General features: G+C 49.4%; 17 protein-coding genes. 12 read left to right on the forward strand and 5 right to left on the reverse strand.

Going from position 1 to position 23,931, the window contains the following annotated elements:
• Positions 1 to 3: 3 nt before the first annotated feature.
• On the reverse strand, positions 4 to 1,392 hold the full coding sequence (locus DESTI_RS11180) for an FAD-binding oxidoreductase (protein WP_014810066.1): 1,389 nt from the start codon (positions 1,390 to 1,392) through the stop codon (positions 4 to 6).
• A 128-nt stretch (positions 1,393 to 1,520) separates the two neighbouring features.
• Between DESTI_RS11180 and DESTI_RS11185 the strand changes: the two genes are divergently transcribed.
• Positions 1,521 to 2,264, forward strand: a complete 744-nt coding sequence (locus DESTI_RS11185) for a FadR/GntR family transcriptional regulator (protein WP_014810067.1) — start codon at positions 1,521 to 1,523, stop codon at positions 2,262 to 2,264.
• Positions 2,265 to 2,573: 309 nt separating this feature from the next.
• Here DESTI_RS11185 and DESTI_RS11190 read toward each other — a convergent pair whose 3' ends face one another.
• Positions 2,574 to 4,214 (reverse strand): L-lactate permease, encoded by a 1,641-nt coding sequence (locus DESTI_RS11190; RefSeq protein ID WP_014810068.1) that lies wholly within the window; start codon positions 4,212 to 4,214, stop codon positions 2,574 to 2,576.
• A 364-nt stretch (positions 4,215 to 4,578) separates the two neighbouring features.
• Between DESTI_RS11190 and DESTI_RS11195 the strand changes: the two genes are divergently transcribed.
• The gene (locus DESTI_RS11195; RefSeq protein WP_014810069.1) at positions 4,579 to 5,649 is read left to right on the forward strand and encodes an HD-GYP domain-containing protein; all 1,071 of its coding nucleotides are present in this window, start codon (positions 4,579 to 4,581) and stop codon (positions 5,647 to 5,649) included.
• Positions 5,650 to 5,685: 36 nt separating this feature from the next.
• On the opposite strand, the gene DESTI_RS11200 is transcribed toward DESTI_RS11195, so the two are convergent.
• The 3 genes from DESTI_RS11200 to DESTI_RS11210 form a co-directional block, all read right to left on the reverse strand.
• Positions 5,686 to 6,390 carry a PAS domain-containing protein gene (locus DESTI_RS11200; protein WP_014810070.1) on the reverse strand — a complete coding sequence of 235 codons (705 nt, stop codon included), beginning with the start codon at positions 6,388 to 6,390 and terminating at the stop codon, positions 5,686 to 5,688.
• An 88-nt stretch (positions 6,391 to 6,478) separates the two neighbouring features.
• The gene (locus tag DESTI_RS11205) at positions 6,479 to 7,369 is read right to left on the reverse strand and encodes a substrate-binding domain-containing protein (protein WP_014810071.1); all 891 of its coding nucleotides are present in this window, start codon (positions 7,367 to 7,369) and stop codon (positions 6,479 to 6,481) included.
• Positions 7,370 to 7,622: 253 nt separating this feature from the next.
• A complete protein-coding gene (locus DESTI_RS11210; protein WP_014810073.1) occupies positions 7,623 to 9,035 on the reverse strand; it encodes a sigma-54-dependent transcriptional regulator in 1,413 nt (470 codons plus the stop codon).
• Positions 9,036 to 9,813: 778 nt separating this feature from the next.
• Between DESTI_RS11210 and DESTI_RS11215 the strand changes: the two genes are divergently transcribed.
• The 10 genes from DESTI_RS11215 to oah all read left to right on the forward strand — a co-directional run bounded on the left by DESTI_RS11215 (position 9,814) and on the right by oah (position 23,823).
• Positions 9,814 to 11,136: an SGNH/GDSL hydrolase family protein gene (locus DESTI_RS11215; protein ID WP_014810074.1), complete on the forward strand. Its 1,323-nt coding sequence runs from the start codon at positions 9,814 to 9,816 to the stop codon at positions 11,134 to 11,136.
• A gap of 17 nt (positions 11,137 to 11,153) precedes the next feature.
• Positions 11,154 to 12,836: a hypothetical protein gene (locus tag DESTI_RS11220; RefSeq protein WP_041286144.1), complete on the forward strand. Its 1,683-nt coding sequence runs from the start codon at positions 11,154 to 11,156 to the stop codon at positions 12,834 to 12,836.
• Between the two features lie 244 nt (positions 12,837 to 13,080).
• Positions 13,081 to 13,620, forward strand: a complete 540-nt coding sequence (locus DESTI_RS11225) for a gamma carbonic anhydrase family protein (protein ID WP_014810076.1) — start codon at positions 13,081 to 13,083, stop codon at positions 13,618 to 13,620.
• A gap of 282 nt (positions 13,621 to 13,902) precedes the next feature.
• The gene (locus tag DESTI_RS28755) at positions 13,903 to 15,867 is read left to right on the forward strand and encodes a sigma-54-dependent Fis family transcriptional regulator (RefSeq protein ID WP_052316032.1); all 1,965 of its coding nucleotides are present in this window, start codon (positions 13,903 to 13,905) and stop codon (positions 15,865 to 15,867) included.
• Positions 15,868 to 16,216: 349 nt separating this feature from the next.
• The gene (locus DESTI_RS28760; RefSeq protein WP_014810078.1) at positions 16,217 to 17,347 is read left to right on the forward strand and encodes an oxidoreductase; all 1,131 of its coding nucleotides are present in this window, start codon (positions 16,217 to 16,219) and stop codon (positions 17,345 to 17,347) included.
• 47 nt (positions 17,348 to 17,394) lie between these two features.
• Positions 17,395 to 19,053, forward strand: a complete 1,659-nt coding sequence (locus DESTI_RS11240) for a (2,3-dihydroxybenzoyl)adenylate synthase (protein ID WP_014810079.1) — start codon at positions 17,395 to 17,397, stop codon at positions 19,051 to 19,053.
• Between the two features lie 52 nt (positions 19,054 to 19,105).
• On the forward strand, positions 19,106 to 19,867 hold the full coding sequence (locus DESTI_RS11245) for an SDR family NAD(P)-dependent oxidoreductase (protein ID WP_014810080.1): 762 nt from the start codon (positions 19,106 to 19,108) through the stop codon (positions 19,865 to 19,867).
• A gap of 21 nt (positions 19,868 to 19,888) precedes the next feature.
• Positions 19,889 to 21,013: an acyl-CoA dehydrogenase family protein gene (locus tag DESTI_RS11250; protein ID WP_014810081.1), complete on the forward strand. Its 1,125-nt coding sequence runs from the start codon at positions 19,889 to 19,891 to the stop codon at positions 21,011 to 21,013.
• Between the two features lie 188 nt (positions 21,014 to 21,201).
• Positions 21,202 to 22,545, forward strand: coding sequence for an MFS transporter (locus DESTI_RS11255; protein ID WP_014810082.1), 1,344 nt, complete (start codon positions 21,202 to 21,204; stop codon positions 22,543 to 22,545).
• A 147-nt stretch (positions 22,546 to 22,692) separates the two neighbouring features.
• Entirely contained in the window at positions 22,693 to 23,823 is a 1,131-nt protein-coding gene (oah, locus tag DESTI_RS11260; protein WP_014810083.1) for a 6-oxocyclohex-1-ene-1-carbonyl-CoA hydratase, read from the forward strand.
• The last annotated feature ends 108 nt before the right edge of the window (positions 23,824 to 23,931 follow it).

Genomic DNA, 23,931 nt, shown 5'->3' on the forward strand with positions numbered 1-23,931 from the left:
GAATTATCTCTCGGTGGGGAGGAATATCTTACCGGGATTGAGCCGGTTTTCCGGATCGAATGCATGCTTGATCCGTTTCATCACTTCAAGTGCTTTGGAACCCACCATTTTGGGAAGGTACTTGGCCTTACTAATCCCGGTGCCGTGCTCTCCGGATATAGTGCCTCCGAGAGCGATTGCTTTCTCGAAGATGACCTCGTACGCTTGTTCGACACGATGGATTTCGTCTTTGTCTCGCTCGTCGGTCAGGCATGTCGGATGAAGATTGCCGTCGCCGGCATGACCGAACGTGCCAATGGTAATGCCGTACTGTTCAGCCGCTTGCCTGATGGTCACCATCATCTCAGGAATTACCGGACGAGGAACCGTGATATCTTCAAGAATAGTTGTAGGTTTTACCCGAGCAAGAGCACTCAGAGCATTCCTGCGGGCCGTGAAAAGCTCTTCGGACTCTCTCGCATTTGCTGCAATCCTCAATGAGCGCACTCTATTCGCCGTACACGCTTCTCTGATAATTTCCGCTTCTTCTCGCACGACCTCCGGATGCCCGTCAGTCTCGATGAGGAGGAGCGCTTCAACGTCCCGCGGTAGGCCGATGTTCACGTGATCCTCCACGCAGTTGATCGTTACGGAATCCATCAGCTCCAGCGTGGAAGGAATGACTTTACGGGATATAATGGCTGAAACTGTGCGGGCGGCGTCCACAATGTCGTCATACAAAGCCAGAAAAGTTGTCTTTGTTTTTGGTTTCGGGATCAGTTTAAGAACTATTCTGGAGAATATGCCGATAGTCCCCTCGGTTCCGATCAAGAATTTGGTGAGATTATACCCGGCAACGTCCTTGAGGCACTTGGTTCCATACCGGATTTTGGACCCGTCGATAAAGTAAGTATCGAGCGACAGGACGTAATCACCGGTGACTCCGTATTTGAGTCCCCGTAAGCCACCAGCATTCTCGGCAACATTTCCGCCGATTGTGGAAATCTTCATACTGCCCGGATCGGGAGGATAGAAGAGACCTTGAGCTTCCACAAGCGCGTGAAGATTTGCAGTGATCACCCCCGGTTCCACTGTTGCAGACATGTCATGAGCATCTATTTCAATAACGCGATTCATCGAGGTCGTAACGATCAGTATCCCCCCGTTCACCGGCACAGATCCGCCACTCAATCCTGTGCCGCTCCCTCGAGTGGTTACAGGTAATCCTTCCTGTGCAGCGAATTCCAGAACAAGTCGAATATCTTCCTCGGAATCGACCAACGTAACGACGTCAGGTTTGTGATAGAGCAGGGGGGTTGCATCAAATGAATAGCAGAGGAGCTCTGCATCAGAATCCAGGACTTTGCGCTTACCAAGGATATCCCGAAGCTTACTTACGAGAGGGGAAACCATGATGAATCCTTACCAGCAAAGTGGTATGACCAGTTTAATCATAGAGTCATCAAACTTGTCAAGTATTTTTACAAAGACAGGAACCAAAGGACTTGACAATTCATGTGCCTTTGCTTATGTAAAAGCGTATGAATGCTAAACGCAAAGCGCCCGCCGAACCCGTTTTCGAGCCTATTCGCCTGGAACGTATTTCCCACAAGGTAGCAAGTCAACTGAAGAAAGCTATTGGAGCCGGGGTTTTCAGGGTGGGGGATCGTCTTCCCTCCGAACGAGAGTTGGCCGAGCAGATGGGGGTCAGTCGACCGTCCGTTCGGGAGGCCATTCAGCAACTGGAAATACAGGGATTTGTCGACATTGTGCATGGAGGCGGGAGTCTGGTCAAGAATATCGCCGAGCAGGAAATCCAGCAACCGATGGAACTCGTGCTTGGAGATGACAAGCAACGCGTGCTCGAATTGGCGGAAATCAGAGCTTACATGGAGTCATTGGCTGCGAGGAAAGCTGCGGAGAATCGGACCGAAGAAGAACTGAAGCGAATACGGTACTACCTGAAAGAAATGCAACGCGATTTTGAGAAGGGGCAAATTCGGTACGAGGTTGATTTCAAATTTCATACAGAGATAACGGCAGCTTCGCACAATATGATATTCCTCCATCTAATGAGCAGTATTTACCGGCTCATGAATTTCTCGATCAAAGTTCATAGAGAACAGATGTTTCTCAGCAAAGATTCTCAGAAAAAGATTCTCGATCATCATATGGCCATATTCAAAGGTATCCAGAAGAAAGACCCGGAGGCTGCAGAAGCCGCTATGAAGGAGCACCTCCTGTTCGTCATCGAAGAATTTCGAAGATGGTCTGCTTCGCAATAGCGCTTGCCCCATTCATCCCGCCCGCACCCGCGTAAAACCTTTCCCCCACTTAAGTCTATAGTGCTTCTCAGAAGTTTTGAAGTAATCCATAAAGAAGAGTCTTAGTAGCGCCCGGCGTCCCTGCCGGGCACAATCAACCAATTGATTTATTTACATATTGTCCACCGGCACGGAGGCCGGTGGCTACTAATTTTCGATGAATCGCTTTTCACAATCCGCGATTACTCTTGAAAATCACTACAAGTCTCATCATCTCGAGTGTAGTGTAAGATGTGCTCCGATGTCAGGAATTTAGAGTGTTGAGACAAGTCACTTAACCACCAGGTACGTAAAGGGAGGCACATACGCCATGAGGAAGACCAGCAACCCTACGATTACCGCCAAGACAATGCTGTGAAAAAAGACATATCGCAGGATATCTCCTTCATGGCCGTACCATTGGGTTGCAGTGCTGGCCACGACAATACTTTGAGCGTCAATCATTTTTCCCATAACTCCACCGGTACTGTTGGCAGAAGCCATGAGATTCGAGCTGAGGCCGAGTTGCTCTGCAGATATGCGTTGCAGACTTCCAAAGAGGACGTTGGAAGCTGTGTCCGAACCTGTCAGAGCGACACCGATCCAGCCGAGGAGCGTTCCGAAAAAAGGGTAGAATGGTCCGGTCATGGCAAAGGTAAGCCCCAAAGTCGCATCCAGTCCTGAATAACGAGTGGTAAAGCCCAGTGAAAGCATGGCGGCTATCGTAAGTAACGAAAAACGAATTGATCTGATGGTCTGGAAATATACTCTGAGAAGATCTCGCAAAGAGTATCCCAAGAGAAGTCCCGATATTACTGCGGCCACCAGAATTGCCGATCCTGTAGTGGTTAGCAGGTTAAAAGAGAACACGGCCGGCTCGGCAGTTGGAGCAGACACCACAGGAGGCATCCGTACGACCGTTCCGTCCAGGCCGGGCACCGATATCTTCGCCGAGAAGATTCCATCCAGGAAAGCTTTCACCTGAGGAAGTCCCCAGACGAAGACCAGAACACTCAGGATTACCCATGGCATCCACGCCCTTGCTATCTGTCTGGTAGAGTATCCGTGAGATCCTCGTGCGGAAGCTTCGGAATCATAGCCGTTCAATCCCCAGATGTGCTGGGGATGCCAATACAGCAGAAATATGGTCGTCACCGCCATAGAACAGACAGAAGAAACGATTCCCACGAGCCAGGGCCCATGGAGGTTGGAAACCAGCACCTGTGGAACAGCAAAGGAAATCCCTGCGACAAGAATAGCCGGCCAGACTTCTAACATTCCTCGAAAACCGGCAAACACCCATACCAGCCAGAACGGGATCAGAACTGAAAATAGTGCAAGCTGTCTACCTGCCATTGCGCTCAGAGCCAATACATCCAGATCGGTCACCGCTGCCAGTGTGATAATGGGAATCCCCAGTGCAGCGAAAGCCACAGGGGCTGTATTGGCAATAAGCGACAACCCGGAGGCTTGCAGCGGTCCGAAACCGAGTCCGATGAGAATTGCAGAAGTGACTGCTACGGGCGTCCCGAAACCTGCAACGCCTTCAAAGAACGCTCCGAAAGCAAAAGCGATAAGTACGAGCTGCAGCCTGCTGTCCTGAGTGATTCCGGTCAAACTGTGCTGCAGGACCGTGAACTCACCTTTTTCTTTTGTAAGCTGATAGAGGAAGATCACGTGAAGAATGATCCAGCCGATGGGCAGAAGTCCAAAAGCTGCCCCGTAAATGGCTGTCGCAAAAGCAATTCTCGCAGGCATTCCAAAAACGGAGATGGATACGGTCAGAGCTGCGGCAAGCCCCATGAGAGCCGCCCAATGTGCCCTCACTCGAAAGACGGCCAAGGTTCCGAGAAGCACTACCACGGGGATTGAGGCAACCAGAGTTGAGAGAACAAAATTGTTCAGCGGATTGTACACCTGTTCCCAGGCCATCCAAATTTCTCCTCGCAATGATATTAAACGGCGATGATCTGAAAGCGGCACGACGTACCGTTAAGTTCACAATGCTGAACCATGACGTCGTTTGGCTCCTGAGCGTACCTCATCTTACGTCAGGCAGTCAATCGGAATCTTCTGCGCAAGCCAATCATTTGCAGTCTCCCAAAGGGCCTGTAACATGGGCTTCATAAGACGAGGAACTACGATAGAATGACAATTCTTGGATCGGTCTGGTGGATAACAGATAACAGTATTAAACGCCTCTGCTGCATCTATTCGGTTGAAAGTGGCGAAAATTCCCTGTAAATTCATTGATGCCACATATTACGTCAGATTTCGATTTCAACCGGGAGATCTCATGGATAGTGCATCAGCAGTCAAGATCTTAATTGTGGATGATGAGCCGCATATCTGCGAACTCCTATCGCGTTGGATATCTGCTGAAGGTTATCACTGCACTTTGGTCCACGATGGTGAAGCTGCAATAAGAGAGCTCCAAAAAGAGGCTTACGCATTGGTCGTAAGTGACATCATGATGCCTGGAATGTCAGGATTAGATCTGCTGACGATTGCCCACAAACTGTTTCCGGATTCCGCTTTCGTCATGGTGACGGCTGTTGACGATCGAAAGACAGCCATCCTGACGCTGGAACTCGGAGCCTACGGGTATGTTATCAAGCCCTTCGATCGCAACGAAATATTGATAAATGTTGCAGGAGCTTTGGAAAGACGGAGGCTCCAGATTCTAAGCCGAGAGTACGAGCGCAGCCTTGAATTACAGGTGGAGAAACGGACGAAAGAAGTGCGAGACAGAGAGGAAGAGATCATCCTCCGTCTGATTTCTGCGACGGGATATCGTGATGATGAAACTGGCGCTCATGTGAAAAGGATCGGGCTCTATGCAGCGGAAATGGCCACAGCGTTCGGATGGAGTCGTCTCCAAATAGAAGAATTGAGGCTTGCAGCCCCCATGCATGACGTTGGAAAAATAGGCATTCCTGACAGCATTCTCCGGAAACCGGGAGGATTGGATCCTGAAGAATTCGAAATCATGAAGACACACACGGAAATTGGAGCCAAAATACTTCACGATTCCAACGTCCCACTTATCAGGATGGCGCAAGAAATTGCTTATTGCCATCATGAGCGATGGGACGGTTCGGGGTATCCCAGAGGACTATCCGGAGAGGAAATTCCGCAATCAGCCGCAATAGTTGCAGTTGTTGACGTCTATGACGCTCTGACTCACGACAGAGTCTACCGACCGGCACTTTCGGAAGAAAAAGCATTGAACATAATGATGGGCGCAAATACCGGACACTTTGGCAAAGAGATCTTTGACTGCTTCTTGAGTCTTCTGCCAATTCTTCGCGAAATCAGAGAGACCGTGAAAGATGAAGTCATTCATGATCGAATATCTTCCGTGTAGCGAGATCGCATTCAGATCATCCGGAGAATCCCCATCCTAATGCTTTGCCGCTGCAAAGTTTTCCAAGAGTACTTGCTGTTTCGTCATCTCGTGTCGCTCTCTCTCAGTCTGTAGGTTAGCGGTAGTCTCAGCCAATTGTTTCTGCAAACGGTTAATTCTCGCCTTGTACTCAGCGAGTTCTTTCCTCAGGCGTTTTTGACCTTTCTGAAACGTATAGTTTTGGGTTCTGTCGGAAGTGATGTCCTGAATTATAGCCATTATGTGGCGATCCGCGGAAAACCGAACAGATCGCAAATGCAGCCGCGCCCATATTCTTTTGTCCCCGATCTTGAGGATTGCTTCCGTGTGCACGGGTTTTCTATCTGCAAGAACCTTTTCCAGGAGCGCTGTGGTCTTTTCCTTGAGAACGAGAGCTTTGTCCGGATCGTCGGGAACAGGCAACGCATCAATGAACCGTGAACCTTGTAGGTTCTCGCAATTAGAACTGATAGAATTCAGTGCGCCATTCGCATAAACAACGAAGAACCATTTGTCTATGAGCATGATGGGGATAGGAATCGCCTCGAGCAATTTTCCGAGAGCGGTGCTGCCAATACTCCTGAGATCGAAGAGTCCGGAAGAAGTGAATTCCGGAGAAAACAGATTCTTCAGATCGATGGAGCACGTTGGTTCATCTCGAAGTCCCAAGTTTTGAGGGCATTCCTCCAGCGTATCGAAGCTGTAAAATGTTTGAGATGTCATATTCTATCCTTATCTTGAATGCAAATTGGATGATTGCTGTGGATCGATGAAATAATCTTTGCGTACAGATCCACTCGTTGCGTTGCTTTTACCGGGTAGTCAGCATCACCGGTTTTTGATCTTGAGAGATCGCCGGAATTACGCCCGAATTCGAATTCGTCGTTCTGTTGGGAACCATTGGGTAAGAGCCGTCTGCCAGGGTGAATCTGCTGGGCATTACGGGTTGCGAGTTTTCATCGTTCTTCACCGCAATCTTCCGGAGCGATTCATGCCCCAACAAAAAGTTCAACTGTTCCATGTTCTGGGTCGGGAGAAAACCGACGCCACCCTTTACTCGATCTACATAGGGAATGATGAGGCTGACATAACGAACTCGAGCAGCTTTGGGAGTCAAGGTAGCCTTGAGCATGTCTTCTATTTTTCCGGTGCTTTCCTGCCACGTGAACACTTTGATCTCCATGTCCGGCCCGCCGACTTGACTCCAGTTGGTATATTCTCCCGAAAACACCTTTCTCAGTTGATCGACGGTCAGAACACGCACGGGATTTTTCGGATTCGTCACAATGGACACCAGTTCACCCCGGGCCAGTTGATCTGCTGCAGCCGTGTCGGAGGCATTTTGTGCCGGACGATGTACTGCCGGATCGGCTGGACGCTGTGTCAACATCTGTTTCCCCAGAACAGTCATGGCGTGTACGGTATCGAAATTTTGGTGCGAAATTTCCGGCTTGCCGGTCTGAGCAAGAAGCTCCGCAAGTTCAATGGGCTGTTTTCCTGAGGTCAGTTCTTTCTTCACATCTGCTACCATTTGCTTCGCGACTTCTTCCATGAGTTCTTTCTTGAGGCGATTGATCACGTCTTTGGGAAGAGCCTGGACCAGGTGCTTTGTCAAATCGCTCATTATGGAAACCTCCTGGGCATTTGCTCCTGTGACTGACGCAATCGCGAAAACCACTATTGCTACAAGAAGTCTTTTCATTTTGAGGTCTCCTTTCCACGGGAATACACCTACTAAGGTATTCTCATAGGCAATTTATATGCCATGCGTCCGTTTTGCTTTCACAGCAGGCTTTGGAGACCGCAACGTCACCCGGACAAACATGATTCAAAGTGAGTATGGTGTGAAAATTTGTGGGATTCGTCCCATATTTTCATGGGACAAAATCATCGACCGAAGGGAAAATACGCGGCAATGCGTCGTTCGAATCAGCAGGGAAGGGGTAGCAGACCGCTCAGTTATCTTCTGTGTTGATGCGGTATTGTTTTATCTTGGCATGAATCGTTGTGTAATCTATTTGCAGGAGACGCGCTGCTTTGGCTTTGTTTCCGCCCGTTTTTCGTAGGGCTTCCTCCAGAATGCGCCTTTCTATTTCAGTAGTGCTGCGGCGCACGAGCTCCTTGAACGAGAGCCCTGTCTCCAGGATGGATTCCATAGAATCGGAGTTGTTTTCGCACCCATCCGTGAGAGTGTCTTCAAGACCGAGGTGGTCCGGATCGATGAAATCCCTGGCTTGCAGAACCGCTCGACGGACCGCAGATCTCAATTCCCGAACGTTCCCGGGCCAGGCGTGGTTCACGACCGTATCAGATGCTGATGGAGAAAACCCTTTGACTTGCTTGCCTAATTCAATATTAGTGGCTTCAAGTATACGATTTGCGATATGCAAAATGTCTTCTTTGCGCCCGCGAAGCGGAGGGATAGTAATAGTGAACTCACTCAATCTATAGAACAGATCGCGACAGAATGAACCATTCCGTACCCCTATGTTCAGATCTTCATTCGTTGCTATCAAAATTCGTACATCTACTGTTACCGGCTTCTTGCCTCCAACCCGAAAAAAGCTCTTTTCCTGTATGGCTCGAAGCAGCTTGATTTGAGATCCGAGGGGCATATTTCTGATTTCATCCAGGAAAAGCGTGCCTCCTGCCGCCAATTCGAATTTTCCCGGCTTTGCAGCATTCGCTCCCGTAAAAGCTCCTTTTTCATAGCCAAATAATTCGCTCTCGAAGAGAGTCTCAGGAATGGCACCGCAATCGACCGGGACCATCTGGGCTTGAGCCCTTTGACTTGCATCGTGAATAGCGCGGGCTACCAATTCTTTACCGGTACCGGTTTCTCCTTGGATGATGACCGAGAAATTGGATGGGGCTACCAGGGCTATTTCCCCGACGATTTTGGTCACCGCATCACTCGGCCCCATCATTTCCTGCAATCTCAAAATCGCAGCATTCTGGTTTTCATCACAAAAGGTCCGTTTGGCGAGACTGGGTCTTCTGTCCTCCAAGGCTTTCCTGATTTTTGAAAGAAAGTCCTGGAAATTAAAAGGCTTTTCAACATAATCGAATGCGCCCAGCTTGACTGCTTCGACTGCTCCGTCAATCCCTCCCCATGCGGTTATCATGATCACCGGCAGATTCGTGTCCAGGGAACGCGCTTGCTTCAGCAGTTCCATACCGGACATGCCCGGCATCCTCACATCGGTGATCATCAGATCCGGCATGCCGAGCCGTATCATCTCGAGCGCGGTAAATCCGTTATGTGCAACTATCGGCGAGAATCCTTCCTTTTCAAGTAGCCGAAAAATAAGATCGCAAATGTCTTCTTCATCGTCAACGATCAGAATTCTTTCTTTTTGACGACCCATATCATCAACTCCTAGCAAACGAACCTCATGGTAGAGAATGGACCAGAGGAAGGCTCATCATGATTTTCATATAAAATATACTTGGAACAAACAAACATACAAGGCTTGTACTGCTGGCAATACAAAAAAAGCTCGGGCGGACCCGAAACGAGAGCTGAAAAATGTGCACACCAGTGCTCCACCCCCAAGCCACATGAACTTTTCGGAATTGCTACTTGGAAGACGCCATCCACTGAGGACTTCGTCCTGTGCGTCCCGCTGCATACGCATCCAAGAGTTGGTTCAACTCGTGTTGTTCAGACATCTACGAAATAGACCAAAATAGGTTAATTGACAAGAAAAATCATGAAATTTCACCCCATATGCAGTATTCTGATATCCAGTTGTTAAAGAGGACACTGAAATCGTGAAAGGCGGGAACCTTTTATCGGGCCGAACAAAGGGTTTCCCCTCAACTTCTCTGTATCGGTCGTCTCTGTCGGATTCCAATTGTGCACGAGCTGACGATCCATACAGGAATCCTTGGAAGAATTTCGTTGACAGCTACTTAAATTGTGCTAAATAGCGACGCCATCCCTGCTCAGTGATGACGAACGGTTTGCGGAACGTGTCGGGATTCGTGACCTCAGAGCGACCGGATTTCTGTACGCCGGAAAGAACTCAAGGCGAAGGGGAAGCGAAGAGTGGTTCCAATTTCCGGAAATCTTCAACGCTGGAGCTATGGCATTATTCCCAACTGCGATGCTGAGCCGTAATTAACCTCAAAACGGAAGGGACCATGGAATCAAAAGAAGTCCCGGGAATTTCTACAGACGTGATGACTGGAACGGGCTGGTTCCGTAGGCTGGTGAGATCTCTACCCAATTATTACAGCACCTTGGCATTGATATTTTTCAATTGTCTGTTATTATTTGTAATTATCAATCTGATTGCAGATGCTGCACTCGAAATGCACTCGCAAAAAAAGAAAGCGGATGCACAAAAGGGAACCCCGTGGTCGTACAGAAGGTTTCACGATTCGTTGACCCGAGTGTATCCGGGTCTTACGAACGACCAAATATCGAAACTAATGGTTGAAACTCGACATCTCAGACAGGAGTACGAATCGTATACCGAATTCAGAGAGAGTCCCTGTAATGGAGAATACGTCAACGTAGATGTCAAAGGTTACCGACCCATAAAGAATCAGGGACCCTGGCCCCCGACTACCGACAAGTTCACCATTTTCGTCTTTGGCGGCTCTACAGCCTTCGGATACGGCGTTGCCGATGATATGACCGTGGCATCACGCATGCAAGATCTGCTTGCATCCGAGTACGGAATCGCTGCAAACGTGTACAATCTCGGCCGTGGCAGCTATTTTTCCGTTCAGGAACGCGTGCTCTTCGAAAAACTGCTCCTTGCCGGATACGTGCCGGATATGGCGATCTTTATCGATGGGCTGAACGACCTGACACTTTACGACGGTGTGCCGGCTCGTACGCGAAACCTGAGGGCATTCATGGATGAAGGAGAAATACCTTTAATAACGAAAGTTATCAAAGGACTTCCACTCATGAAGGCCACCAAGATCGCAATGTCGTCACACGATACCGGGGATGTAAAGATCCAGGATCTGTTCAAAATAGCTTCTCCTTCGGATCGATCCAGCATAATGCAAGGTGTGGCAAAACGCTACTTCTCGAACATCAAGCTTACGGAGGCAATAGCAGCGGGTTACCGCGTGACTCCGGTTTTTGTCTGGCAACCGGTGCCTGTCTATGCATATGATCGTAAATACTGTATCTTCGGTGAATTCGATTACGAAGGGCAACTTCCAGCCTTGAAGCCCGGATACGATTTTATGGCGCGGACGTTTGCAGAGCATCCTCCAAACAAGAATGTGATCTGGGCCGCGGACATTCAACAGAATCTGAAAATGCCTCTGTATGTCGATGCAGTTCACTACAGTCCGGAAATGACCACCATTCTGGCCAAATTCATTCTCGACACTGTCATGAGTCGCGGTCTTTATGAGGAATCCCTGAATCGCCGACAGAACCGCATCGATAAGAGTCACTCTTTCGAGAAGCAATTCCAAGCGGGCCCCGCGCAGGAATGACTCGTGAGGAGCGACTTGTGAACACTGCCTTCCATTCTTGTTCCTCTGAAAAGTATTGGGAAGACAGAATTCGGCAGATTTTCTGGATTGTCGGAATACTGGCCGGCGCCACTCTTACCTACACTACTCGCCACTTCATCAATGGTGACGCCATCAACTACATCGAAATGGGAGAGGCGTTCCGTCAGGCAAATGTCCGGGATTTTGTCAATCTCACTGCAAGTCCGGGCTATGCAGTTTTGCTGGGTCTCACGCAAAGCCTGCTGAATACGAATCCCTGGACCGAGATCCCCTTGTTGAAAGGAGTCAATTTTGTCCTGCTGTTAATTGGCATGTGGGCATGCGATTTTCTCCTCCGCTCTCTGAGGAAGAGCTACGCACCCTTGAGCGATAAGGGGATGCTCCTGCCCTGGTTCATGATAATGGCCCTTGCCTATGCAATGTTCCTGTTTTGTGCTCTCGTTTGGATCACTCCGAAATTGGTTGCTCCTGACATGGCCACCTTCTCCACGACTCTATTGTCTATGGCCATGATTCTGCAGATTCGAGAGAACCCGCAATCATATCGGCCATATTTGTGGCTGGGTGTCTTGCTGGGTATAGCGTATCTCTTCAAAACCTTCTTCTTCTCGTTTTCGCTCATATTCCTGGGGGCAGCCGTCATAGCCTGTGGTTCGATCCAGAGGGCTATTCCGAGAATCACGCTTGCACTCGTATCTATGATTTTGGTGAGCGCTTTGTGGATAATCCCCTTGTCCATGAAACTCGGGACCTTATCCTACGGAGAAACAGGACCGCTCAATTATGCAATATACGTGAAAGCAGAAGGAAAGGGACGTTATTGCCCCGTCATTCTCGACGACCGTCCGGAAGTGTTGCTCTATAAGACTGATTTCGTCGAGAAATGCACGCGCCCTGCAACATTCGACCCGAGCTATTGGAAAGTGGGTATGAAGCCGGTGTTCGATTTGAAGATTCACCTGACACTGGTCTTCGAGCATGCTCTTCAGATCTGCTCGGACAAACCTTGGCTTTTCCTTGCAGTGCTCATCTGGATAGCATGGAATATAACAGCAGGAGGCTTCCGATTCAGAGAGTCGGGCACTTTCGTCATTCCTCTGTATTTGGTGGTCCCATCTCTCGTCGGCATCTTGATGTACAGCGTGATCCATGTGGAAATGAGGTACATCGCTCCGTTCATATTCCTCGTCTTTCTGGGGGTGGTTCTCTGTTTGAGATACGATACAAACCACTCTTCTATGAAGAACGGCGTTATCGGGGCATTCGGAATGCTTGCGGTCATTCTCGTGCTACTGGCACTTTCCGTGATCGATCAGAGTATTCGAGGGTCGATCTCCGGTGGAACCAAACCGACGTACAAAGAAGCATACTCCGAATTATTCGCGGTAAAAGATTACCTTCAAGACCAGGGGCTGCAACCAGGGGATCAAGTAGCAGTGATAGGGTATCCGCCAATTTACTGGGCCAGAATATCGGGGGTCAAGATCTCGGCAGAAATTCCGAACGAGAAAGAAATGATGTCGGCCACAGTTGAAGACAGGAAGAAAGCCCTTGCTACTCTTCGCCCGGCTGGAGTGAACGCCGTAGTGGTTAAAGGCAAAGAGTTTGCCGGACTGATTGCAGAAGGATGGAAGCTCATTCCCGGTACCCGTGATTTCTATGCATTCACTTTCAGATGAAGCAATATTTTCCTGCCCAATCGAAAACCGCAATTGCTCTGCACCGGAGACGGCCCGCCTTTCGTGAAGACGATCTTCTTTCAACTCGGAGAATTCAGTTTCGTACGCCATGGGGTTGGTAAGAAGAAGCATACAGGTGTATGGTGAAGCGGAATTCCGGTGAGGAGTTCCATACCATTTCGCAATATGTATATAAAATGGTGAAATGGCTGTCAAATTTGATGCAAATACAGGAGGTTTCTGCATGCCGTGGTATGAATTTGAAAACAAACGTCCTCAAGTCCACTATGAGGCTTTTGTTCATCCTCAGGCAGTCCTCATAGGAGATGTGCGGATCGATGCAGGATGCTACATAGGTGCCGGAGCCGTTTTGCGGGGTGATATCGGCTTTATTCAGGTGGGACGCGGATCGAACGTCCAGGAAAATTGTGTGCTTCATACGTTTCCGGATAAGGGGACCATTCTTCATCCCGAAACTCACATAGGCCACGGAGCAATCCTTCACGGATGCGAGATTTGCTCCAACGTCCTTGTGGGGATGGGATCCATCCTCGCCGATGATGTCAAGATAAATTCCAATTGCTTGATTGGTGCCCGGAGCTTTATCAATTCCGGGGTGGAGATTCCACCCAATAACCTCGTGATGGGAGCACCGGCCAGAATCGTGAGTCCGATCACTTCCGATCAACTGGAAAACATGGCAGAGGGTAGGGCGCTTTATCAGGAGCTTGCTCGACGGTACCTTCGAAGTTTTCATAAAATACCCGATTACCGAGTCCGCTGAAAACATAAATGCAAAGAAGTATGGTCTGCTGAATACCTGACGATTTGTGGGAAACGAGGGCGTTTCTCGAGATTGGAGAATCATCCGCATGCCCTGGCGAAATTAGTCGCCTTGACTTCCACGGCGACCATGCCCTATATCCATTCCTTGGAGACTCTCAGGCAATAGAGTATGTTACTATAAGGTTCCCTTTATCGCGATGACCCAACTCGGGAGTTCAAATCGTACGGACTCGAGTCGGCCTGCTCGAAGATCTGCTGAAATTGAACAGGAGATCGACATTTGACTGAGGAACCGGTGATGAACGAGAGTAAGAAGCCGAATGAACCGACAAAACTTGATGATTTCCAAATTCCATACGACGGAGCACAGTTTAACGTTCTTGAGTTATCATCGAGAGATGAACCGGAATGGTCGTGGGAGAGATTGCACCAATCCCGACAAATTTTGGATTCCTTGCCCATGGGAATCGGCTTGGTGGTTCACGGGAAATTATTGTTCTTAAATCGGCGAATGGCCGAAATCCTGGCTGATACTGGTGAATCCAATTTAGTCGGGCGAGACTTTCTTGGGTTCATCCCTCTGGGATGCCAGCAATTAGTGGCAAAATCTCTCAGAAACGCACTGGCTACATCCGCTTTGACTCCAGTGGGAGAAACGGATTTTATTCGGACCAATGGAAAACTCATTACAACGCACATGATCGTAAGGGCGATCAAGTTCGAGGAACAAGACGCAGTACTAGCCCTTCTTTCGGAGATTTCCCCCCTCCCTGCGATGCCTGCCTCCACGGAGGTTCCCTGGAAGGAAGCAGCAGATCCTCTTCAGGAAAATGCTCACGAAACGACTGAGGCGGTCAGAGTTCTGCTCGAGAGAATAGACGACCTTACTCAGCAGTGCGAGAGCTTGCGCAGAAGAGGACAACTCATTGGCGCAATCTTCGACGAAGCGCAGGATCTTGTCTTCAGCAAAGACATAAACCTCCGGTACACCTTTGTAAATCCTGCCATGCAGAAATTGCACGGACGCAGTGCGTCGGAGATTCTGGGGCTTTCTGCTGACGATCTGATGCCCGGAGAGGCCGGAAAACGTGTCAATGCCGTTGATGCCAGAGTGATTGCAGGTGAAACGGTCGAAGAGGTCTATACCACCCCCATACATGGAATCCCGCTGACTTTTCATGGGATCCGAGCACCGTTGAGGAATCCTGCAGGACACATCATTGGAATGTTCGGCATCGTCAGGAACATTACAGACAATAAAGGGATCAGAAACCCCGAACTGTCTCCTGCGAAACGCAGCTATCCTTCCCGGGTCATGAAAGAAACATTGCTACAGGCGCAATCTGTTGCTGCCTCGGACGGTACAGTGCTCCTCTTGGGTGAGAGTGGGAGCGGAAAAGACTTCATGGCTAAATGGATTCACGACCATTCCAAACGTGCGGACGGCCGTTTCTTTTCCATCAACTGCGCCGCCGTTTCCGGTGAACTTGCCGATTCCGAGTTGTTCGGTCATGAGGCAGGTGCCTTCACTGGAGCCCGTACGGCAAAAAAAGGTCTCCTGCAACTGGCTGAAGGCGGAACTTTGCTGCTCAACGAAATCGGCGAGTTTTCTCTGCCGCTCCAGGCAAAGCTTCTCACCTTCTTGGACACGAAATCCTTTCTCCGAGTGGGTGGAGAACAAATTATTCACGTCAATGTTCGCATTATGGCCGCAACGCACAGGGTGTTGGCGAACGAAGTTGCCGAGGGTCGTTTTCTTGCGCCCTTGTTCTACCGGCTGAATGTCCTCAAACTCGACGTTCCTCCATTGCGGGAACGAGTGGAGGATATACCGATCATCGCGCGAGAAATCATATCCTCACTGGCGAAAGAAATGCAGTTGAAGAGAGTGCCCGAATTTGACTCATCTTCTCTGTACGCTCTGGCGAATTATCATTGGCCCGGAAATGTCCGCGAGTTAAAGAATGTGGTCGAGCGTGCTCTCATGCTCTGGAAAGGGGGCAGCCTTCGCATAGATACGCGCTCCTTGGACGTGATTCCGGAACCGTGGTCCCATAAGGTGAATCTCGATGCCGACAGATCGCTTCATGAAGTCCTGGACGAAGTGGCCAGAGCCCTGTGTGTTGAATCCGTACGCAGATGCAATGGGAGCAAGACAAAGGCGGCTCGCATGTTGGGCATATCTCGCGGCGTCCTCTATCGCAGCATGAAACGGACGAATATGTCGCGCGATTTTGAAACATAATTTGTTCGGATCGCGCGCTTTTAGACCAATCGCTCTTAGGGGACCCCATGATATATCAATAGGTTACCCCTTGGCACTGTTTCATATTCGCGCGAATGGCCCCGTCAGATTCCTTCCACTTTTGTAAGCTAACCTTTAGAATTCAATAAATACACTGATTCCACCGCCTAAAACGCCACATTTCTTTGGCGAAACCACTTTGGCACGTTACATGCTAACCTGACCTCGAGAGTCCCTGCGAGCAGTCGATTCCCGTATCTGAACAAAACGTTTTCACGAATCAGCAGCACCCATTGCCAAGCAGATCTCGAAGTCTGCTCATCGGCAAATTTCCTGAGGAGCTTATTACATGAAACTTTTCGAAAACTATTCGCTCAAAGACAAGCTCACGTTGAACAATCGCATCATGATGCCGCCTGTTGTGACGAGACTGGCGACAAGCGAAGGTCATGTCACCGATGCATTGGTAGATCGGTACGTCCTCTATGCAAAGGGCGGAGCGGGTTTGGTAGTCACAGAAGCCGTTTCGGTGAAGAAGCAGAAAAGCGGTCAGCTTTTGCGACTCAATGATGACGAGTTCATACCTGGGCTGAAGAAGCTGACTCAAACCGTTCATGATGAATCGGAAGCCAAAATTGCTCCACAAATAATTCATTTCCTCAAAATCTCGCGAAGCGGATACCGGCAGAAGGTTGAAGATCTCACTCTCGAAGAGATCAAGGAAATTCCAACTCTCTTCGCCCAAGCGGCTGAAAGAGCCTGTAGAGCCGGTTTTGACGCTGTAGAGCTCCACTTCGCACATTCCTACACAATGTCTTCTTTCCTGTCACGACATAATCACAGAACTGACGAGTACGGGGGATCCTTAAAGAAACGACTTCGTCTCGCCGAAGAGGTTGTCACTGCTTCCCGAAAGGCCGTTGGAGATAATTTCGTTTTGGGAGCTCGCATCAATGGAGACGAGTTCACGCTCGGGGGAAACAGCCTGGAGCAATCAAGCGCTATTGCTGTGCGTTTGGCAGAGCTCGGTCTTGATTACATAAGCGTCTCGGCTGGTGGAAAGTTCGAGGATGCAATTCCTAAAGAGGGCGAATCGCTCGATCCGTACACGGGATACAGCGGAAACAGGAGCATGCCGCCGAAATGGATGCCTGAAAAGGTCAATGTGTATCTGGCCGCAAATATCAAGAAGGCATTGATGGCCGCGGGATACGATACGACGGTCGTGACAGCCGGGAGAATTCCCACAGCTCAGATTGCAGAGGGCGTCCTTCAAAACGGCGAAGCAGATCTGATCGCCATCGCTCGCCCGATTCTCTGCGATCCCTATTGGCCCAAGAAGTCAAAAGAAGGCCGCGAAGACGAGATCCTGAAATGCATCTACTGTAACAAATGCAGAGAGGCCGAAGGATCTTTCGAAGAAGTCACATGTATTCAGTGGAAGAAGAAAGATGGAATTGTTCAGATTCCGAAGAGCTGATGTGCCGTCGGGAACATCAAAACCTGTCATCATAAAGGGGGATTCTCATGACGTTAGAGGGGTTTACACCGTACAAACCTGAAGCAGCCCAACTTTATGAAAAGAAGCGTTGGTGGCTGGGGCTGACCATGGGAGACGTGTTTGACAAAGCCTCTGATTTGTATCCCAACAAGGAAGCGCTGGTCGGTTCAGGGAAACGCTACACTTATGGCCAACTACGGCGGATCGTGGATCGCTTGGCTTACAGGTTCCACAAGGAGGGACTGAATAAAGGCGATACGGTTTTACTGCAACTTCCTAACTGGTCGGAATTCTATCTGGCGTACTTTGCGGCACAAAAAGCCGGGCTCGTAGTGGTCTTGCTCACTGTTAACCACAATGCAAGAGAGATCTCTCACCTTGCCAATCTGACACGGCCGAAAGGCTGGATTCTGCCCGCAGTCTATCGAAAGACAGACTTTCTCAAAGAAGTGAGGCAGGTCCAACAAACCAATCCTGATTTGAAAAAAGTGATTCTCGTGGGCGATAACGTACCGGAAGACTGTCTGTCTTTTGAAGAACTCCTGAAGACCGAAGGAGATGAGGACGAGATCCGGAAAATATTGGAAGCTTCTCGACCGGATCCTGGAGACGTCTTACAGATATTGCCGTCGGGAGGAACCACGGGACTCCCCAAAGGTGCACCAAGGACTCATAACGATTATTTATGTAACGTGGAATATAAATCTCTGGCATGGGACTTAAACGTGAATGACATTTGCGGTGTGGTCAGTACTGTGGGCCATAATCTTGCGCTCTTGGTTTGTGTTACCGCTCCTGTTCTTCACGGTGCCAAAGTAGTGATGATCGATTCCACTTACGGGGAAGACTTCTGCAAAGCTGTTGAGGAAGAAAAAATCACTGCTACTTGTGCAGTTCCTACCATTGTCAGCCGATTGGTCAATACCCCAAATATAGAAAAATACGATCTGAGCTCGCTCGAGAAGATGTATGTGGGCGCTGCACACAGTGCTCCAGAACTGGTAAAAAGCATCGAATCGAAACTCGGCTGCCGGTACGTCAATGCATTCGGCATGGTGGAAGGTCCCTGCTGTCAATCACGCCCTGACGATCCTGAGGAGGTAACCCTCAACACAATAGGGCGGCCTATATGTCCATACGACGATTTTCGGACTTTAGACGTTGACGGGAAACCGACGCCGCGCGGTGTTGAAGGGGAATTGGCAGCAAAAGGACCGGGAATCTTTACAGGATATTTCAAGAATCCCCAGGCGAACGAAACCGCTTTCACTCCGGACGGCTATTTCCGTACTGGAGACCTCGCTGTAATAGACCACAACGGCAATGTAAAAATAACCGGCAGAATAAAAGATGTCATTATAAGAGGCGGCGAAAATATCGCTGCGCAGGAAGTCGAGGAACTCATCTCTTCCCATCCTCTGGTAGTCCACGCGTCTGCCATCGGTATACCGCATGTGGACCTTGGAGAAGAGGTGTGCGCATTCGTAACAGTCGTAGAAGGAGCCCAAATAGGGGCACAAGATATACTTACCCATCTCGAGGCGGTAGGGGCTTCTAAGCTATTGCGCCCGGCACGAATTGAATTCGTGGATCACATGCCCCTGACAGCCGCGGGGAAGATCGATAAAAAAGCACAAAGAAACGAAATGCAGGAAAAATTGAAAGCCGAACAAGGAATGAGTTAGCTGGCGGTTGACTCGAGTTATTTTGTTCTCTCGATTAATAAGGAGATGAAAAATGAGTTTAGGCGGTAAGAACGCAATCATCACAGGTGGTGCGAAAGGAATAGGAAAAGCTATCGGTATGAGGCTCGCATCTGATGGTGCGAACATTGGAATTCTTGACCTCGATAGAGATTTGGCAGAAGAGACTGCAAAAGAGATAAGGCAAAAAGGCGTGGAAGCGATGCCGATCAAATGCGACGTCACCGACTACGCACAGGTAAAACAGTCCGTCGAATCATTTGTTGCCAGATTTCAGACTATCGACATTCTCATCAACAATGCTGGTATGGACAGATCTGCGTTTTTCATCGATACGGATCAAACCCTCTGGGACAAAATGATCAGCGTAAACTATAGAAGCTTCTTGAACGCTACTCATGTGTGTATCCCTTACATGATAGAGAAGCAAACAGGCAATATCGTCAGTCTTGGTTCAGACGCCGGCCGCGTAGGCAATAGTGGCGAACTCGTGTACTGCGGCACCAAAGCTGCCTTGATGGCCAGTTCCAAGGCACTGGCGAGAGAAGTAGCAAGATTTAATATCAGAGTCAATTGCGTCGCACCCGGGCCCGTACAGACTGACTTGCTCCTCGGCCTGCATGAAGGGGAAAAAGGGAAGAAGATTATGGAGGCTGTCGCGAAGATGATCCCTATGAAGAGACTCGGACTTCCTCAGGATGTTGCCGATGTCGTGGCTTTCTTCGTGAGTGATGACGCGAGATACTTGACCGGCCAGGTGCTAAGCGTGGACGGCGGTCTGACCATGATTGGTTGAAATGGGAAAAGGAGCCAGATAATGGATTTTACGCTTCCTGATCATATCCTCAAAATCAAGTACGAAACTCGAGAGTGGGTGGAGAATGTCCTGAATCCGCTGTCAGCTCCCCTCGAGGAAGAAGAGCGCATCCCGGAAGAACTCGTGGCAGAGCTGAAAAAGGGGCGTTTCTTCGGGCTGACCATACCCAAAGAGTACGGTGGACAAGGATGGTCGGTTGTAGAGTGGTTTACGGTTCTCGAAGAAATCGCCAAAGCCTATGCCACAGTACGACTTATCGCTCATTGTATGAATGGACTCTTCTGGAGACCGTTACAACAGTACGGCACTGAGGAGCAAAGAAGAAAATATTTGCCGAAACTGGCTACCGGCGAGATCTGGGCGGCAAATACCCTTACGGAACCGGAGGCGGGCACTGGAAAAGACATTAACTCCAAGACAACCCGTGACGGCGACGACTACCTCATAAATGGCCGCAAGTGGCTCATCTCGACGTTTCCCGATCAAACGAAACTGCTTTATTCTTTTGCCGCTACAGAAGAGGGGATTACTTCGTTCCTCATCGATCTCCCCACAGAGGGTATCACGTTTGTGCCGATGGAAAAGATGATGGGATGCGTCGGACCTCGTCACTACAACGTCATTTACAAGGATTGCCGAGTCCCGGCCTCCAGTATTCTGGGAGAAAAAGGGAAGGGCTTGGACGTGGCATTCGGAATGCTTCACTTGAGCCGAGTGTCAATTGCTTTCGGTTGCATCGGTTTAGCTCAAAAAATGTTCGACCTCGCTGTAGCATACGCAAAGAAGAGGAGCACCTTCGGAAAACTCCTGGTTCAGCGTCAGGCTATTCAGAACAACGTTGCGCAGATGGCTACCGAAATTCAAGCTGCTCGAATGCTTGCCTATGAAGCTGCCTGGAGGTTCGATCAAGGACAAGATATTGTCACCAACGCAGCCATGGCAAAGATGTTTGCCGAGCAGGTGGTGACCCGTGTATCCGAAATGGCTTTGAGAATGCATGGAGGTGTGGGGTACACGAAAGCATATCCGCTGGAAAGACATTTCCGGGATTGCCGATCTTTTCATTTCGAGGAGGGCACTGAGGAAATTCAGAAACTACTCATAGCGAGAAAATTCCTTAAGTAGGCAATCACGTTCTTAACAAAGCAGCGGAATTGCCTCAGGACATGGGCCCATAGGTGGACGGTTCTTCCGACGATAGTGATGGTCGTGACGGAAGAGCGTTCCCTATGGCGACCATGATAAGACATGGCCGCCGGTTCGAACGTGATTGCTGCACAGCCGGCCCAACCTGGATGTGTTAGGAGGTGGGTATGCGAACGATTCAGGTAAATAAGATGATTGATGAGAGCAAGTACAACAGCTTTCATCTCTCAGTGCTTATACTCTGTCTTTTCGTTATCATCAGTGACGGATATGATTTGGTCGTTTATGGCACAATCGTTCCGGCCCTTATGAAGGACTGGAGCTTAACACCCATTCAAGCTGGCATGATAGGTAGTTACGCCATGGTCGGCATGCTGTTGGGTGCCTTGATATTCGGTCCATTGGCGGACCGAGTTGGCAGAAAAGCAGTCATCCTGGTCTGTCTTGCTCTTTTTGGCACCTTCACCGGAACCGTAGGTTTTGCGCGAGACGCTACCGAATTCGGAATTTATCGATTCATTGCCGGACTGGGGCTGGGCGGTGTCATGCCGAACTGTATCTCACTCGTCACGGAATACATGCCCAGGAAGGTGCGAAGCACGATGGTGGCTATCATGTTCTGCGGAATGCAGATCGGGTCCATAGCTGCTGCAGGCCTAGGCATCTTCCTCATTCCTGCCTACGGCTGGAAGATAATGTTCTGGTTGGGTGCACTGCCTCTGCTCTTGATACCCTTTCTTTGGGCCTATCTTCCGGAGTCCCTCGATTTCTATATGAAACGCAATCAAATGGATAAGCTTGCGCATGTAGTAAAGTCCTCAGTGCCGGAATTTGAGCCGAAGCCAGACGATGTGTACGATTTAGCCACTGTTAAAATCCATAAGATACCGGTGGTCAACCTGTTTGAAGAGGGGCGTGCTTTCAGCACTATCATGTTCTGGATTGCGTATGTTTGTAATCTTCTCATTATCTACGCAATAGCGGTTTGGTTGCCAAAACTGATGCAGAATGCCGGCTATTCCATGGGCTCGAGCCTCTGGTTCCTGGTTGTGAGCAATATGGGAGCAGTAGTCGGAGCCGTTTCAGGATCATGGCTCTCTGACAAAGTTGATGGCAAGAAGATTTTGGTTACCTACTTCTTCCTGGCGTTTGTATCCATAAATCTCTTGGCCTTGAATGTGAACTTTGTGTTACTGTCCATCTTTGTAGCAATATCCGGAGCCACCACCATGGGAACGCAAATAGCTGCCAATGCATATGTTTCTCAGTATTATCCGCTGAGTATGCGTTCAAGCGGTATCGGTTGGGCACTTGGCATAGGGCGTTTCGGAGCAGTGATCGGACCCACCATGGGAGGTTTCCTGCTTGCTATGAACCTGTCACTCGCCATGAACTTCTTCGTGTTCGCTGTTCCGGGACTGATTGCTTCCGCTGCCATGGCATTAGTGCAAAGAAGATATGGTTACACATGGAATCAGAGACAAGCTGCCAACATGGAGAAGGTAGCCTAGTCTCACGTGTCGTGAAACGGTCATGGTTGTAAGACAATGACAACAACTATAATGATTTGACTCTTTGAGCGGCTTCTCTGCCCCGGTTACAACTGCCATGAAAGGGAGACTGGGTAGGGAAGCCGTATTCAGCATAGGAGGTCGTGTATGTCGTTGGAATGGTTACCAAGGGATAACAACTGCAGAGATCATATCCTCTTGGGGTCTGAGCATTGGGGAACCGATGCTCCTTGTACAGTATACGAAAAAAAACCTTTAGTCTCTCCGGACGGGAAACAGATTGACGGACTGTATGTTGCCTGGATCCGCCTGAACAATCCGAAGCAGTACAATTCCTACACAACCGAAATGGTCAAAGGAGTGATTGCCGGATTTTTCGCGGCAAGCCAAGATCGTTCAGTTGTTGCCGCGGTCTTCACCGGTACCGGGGATACAGCCTTCTGTTCTGGGGGAAACACCAGAGAGTATGCAGAATACTATTCCATGCGTCCCAATGAATATGGCGAGTACATGGACCTGTTCAATGGAATGGTTGACGCTATTCTTAACTGCAAAAAGCCGGTGATTTGCCGAGTGAACGGGTTGAGGGTCGCCGGTGGTCAGGAAATCGGAATGGCTTGCGACTTGGCCATTTCAAGTGATCTGGCCGTTTACGGCCAGGCCGGACCCCGGCATGGTTCCAGTCCCGATGGTGGTGCTACCGATTTTCTTCCCTGGTATCTGTCCATGGAAGATGCAATGTGGAATTGCGTGAGTTGCGAAATGTGGAGCGCCTACAAAATGAAGGCAAAAAATCTCATTTCCAAGGCGATTCCTGTTCTCAAACAAGGGGATAAGTTCATTCGGAATCCCCTCGTAATCACCGATTCCTATGTGCAAGATGGCGAGATCGTCTACGGCGAATTCAAGACCGGGGCTGCAGCAGAAGAAGCCAAGAAAATGATGAAGGAGCTTCCTCGAGACTTTGAGTTGGTCGACAAGGAAGTAAACAGGATAGTATGGACTTTTGCCAATCTCTTTCCCGGTTGTCTGATCAAGGCTATCGATGGAATCCGAGCCAAGAAGAAGTTCTTCTGGGATCAAACCAAACTCTGCAACCGGCATTGGCTGATGACTAACATGAGTTACGAAGCGTACCTGGGCTTCAATGCTTTCAATGCTAAGAAGATCTCGGGTCGGGATACTATAGATTTCATCAAATGGCGCCAACGTATCGCGGAAGCAGCTTCCATGACACCGGAAGTCTTCTCCGAAGTACTGGGAGAGCCTCAAAAATAAGCATTGGCAAGTTGTCTTGTTTCACGTTTCCAGGATAACCTGAGAACGAAAAATGATAAAGAGCGTTGCGTTCGGTGCGACCTATAATGGAATCGCACCGAACACCGT

This window comes from Desulfomonile tiedjei DSM 6799, assembly GCF_000266945.1.
In the GTDB taxonomy this organism is placed as follows: domain Bacteria; phylum Desulfobacterota; class Desulfomonilia; order Desulfomonilales; family Desulfomonilaceae; genus Desulfomonile; species Desulfomonile tiedjei.

What these genes read in the sequence shown, in the direction of transcription:
- DESTI_RS11180 (WP_014810066.1), bottom strand. Translation starts at nt 1,392, where the DNA reads ATGGTTTCCCCTCTCGTAAGTAAGCTTCGGGATATCCTTGGTAAGCGC.
- DESTI_RS11185 (WP_014810067.1), top strand. Translation starts at nt 1,521, where the DNA reads ATGAATGCTAAACGCAAAGCGCCCGCCGAACCCGTTTTCGAGCCTATT.
- DESTI_RS11190 (WP_014810068.1), bottom strand. Translation starts at nt 4,214, where the DNA reads ATGGCCTGGGAACAGGTGTACAATCCGCTGAACAATTTTGTTCTCTCA.
- DESTI_RS11195 (WP_014810069.1), top strand. Translation starts at nt 4,579, where the DNA reads ATGGATAGTGCATCAGCAGTCAAGATCTTAATTGTGGATGATGAGCCG.
- DESTI_RS11200 (WP_014810070.1), bottom strand. Translation starts at nt 6,390, where the DNA reads ATGACATCTCAAACATTTTACAGCTTCGATACGCTGGAGGAATGCCCT.
- DESTI_RS11205 (WP_014810071.1), bottom strand. Translation starts at nt 7,369, where the DNA reads ATGAAAAGACTTCTTGTAGCAATAGTGGTTTTCGCGATTGCGTCAGTC.
- DESTI_RS11210 (WP_014810073.1), bottom strand. Translation starts at nt 9,035, where the DNA reads ATGGGTCGTCAAAAAGAAAGAATTCTGATCGTTGACGATGAAGAAGAC.
- DESTI_RS11215 (WP_014810074.1), top strand. Translation starts at nt 9,814, where the DNA reads ATGGAATCAAAAGAAGTCCCGGGAATTTCTACAGACGTGATGACTGGA.
- DESTI_RS11225 (WP_014810076.1), top strand. Translation starts at nt 13,081, where the DNA reads ATGCCGTGGTATGAATTTGAAAACAAACGTCCTCAAGTCCACTATGAG.
- DESTI_RS28760 (WP_014810078.1), top strand. Translation starts at nt 16,217, where the DNA reads ATGAAACTTTTCGAAAACTATTCGCTCAAAGACAAGCTCACGTTGAAC.
- DESTI_RS11240 (WP_014810079.1), top strand. Translation starts at nt 17,395, where the DNA reads ATGACGTTAGAGGGGTTTACACCGTACAAACCTGAAGCAGCCCAACTT.
- DESTI_RS11245 (WP_014810080.1), top strand. Translation starts at nt 19,106, where the DNA reads ATGAGTTTAGGCGGTAAGAACGCAATCATCACAGGTGGTGCGAAAGGA.
- DESTI_RS11250 (WP_014810081.1), top strand. Translation starts at nt 19,889, where the DNA reads ATGGATTTTACGCTTCCTGATCATATCCTCAAAATCAAGTACGAAACT.
- DESTI_RS11255 (WP_014810082.1), top strand. Translation starts at nt 21,202, where the DNA reads ATGCGAACGATTCAGGTAAATAAGATGATTGATGAGAGCAAGTACAAC.
- oah (WP_014810083.1), top strand. Translation starts at nt 22,693, where the DNA reads ATGTCGTTGGAATGGTTACCAAGGGATAACAACTGCAGAGATCATATC.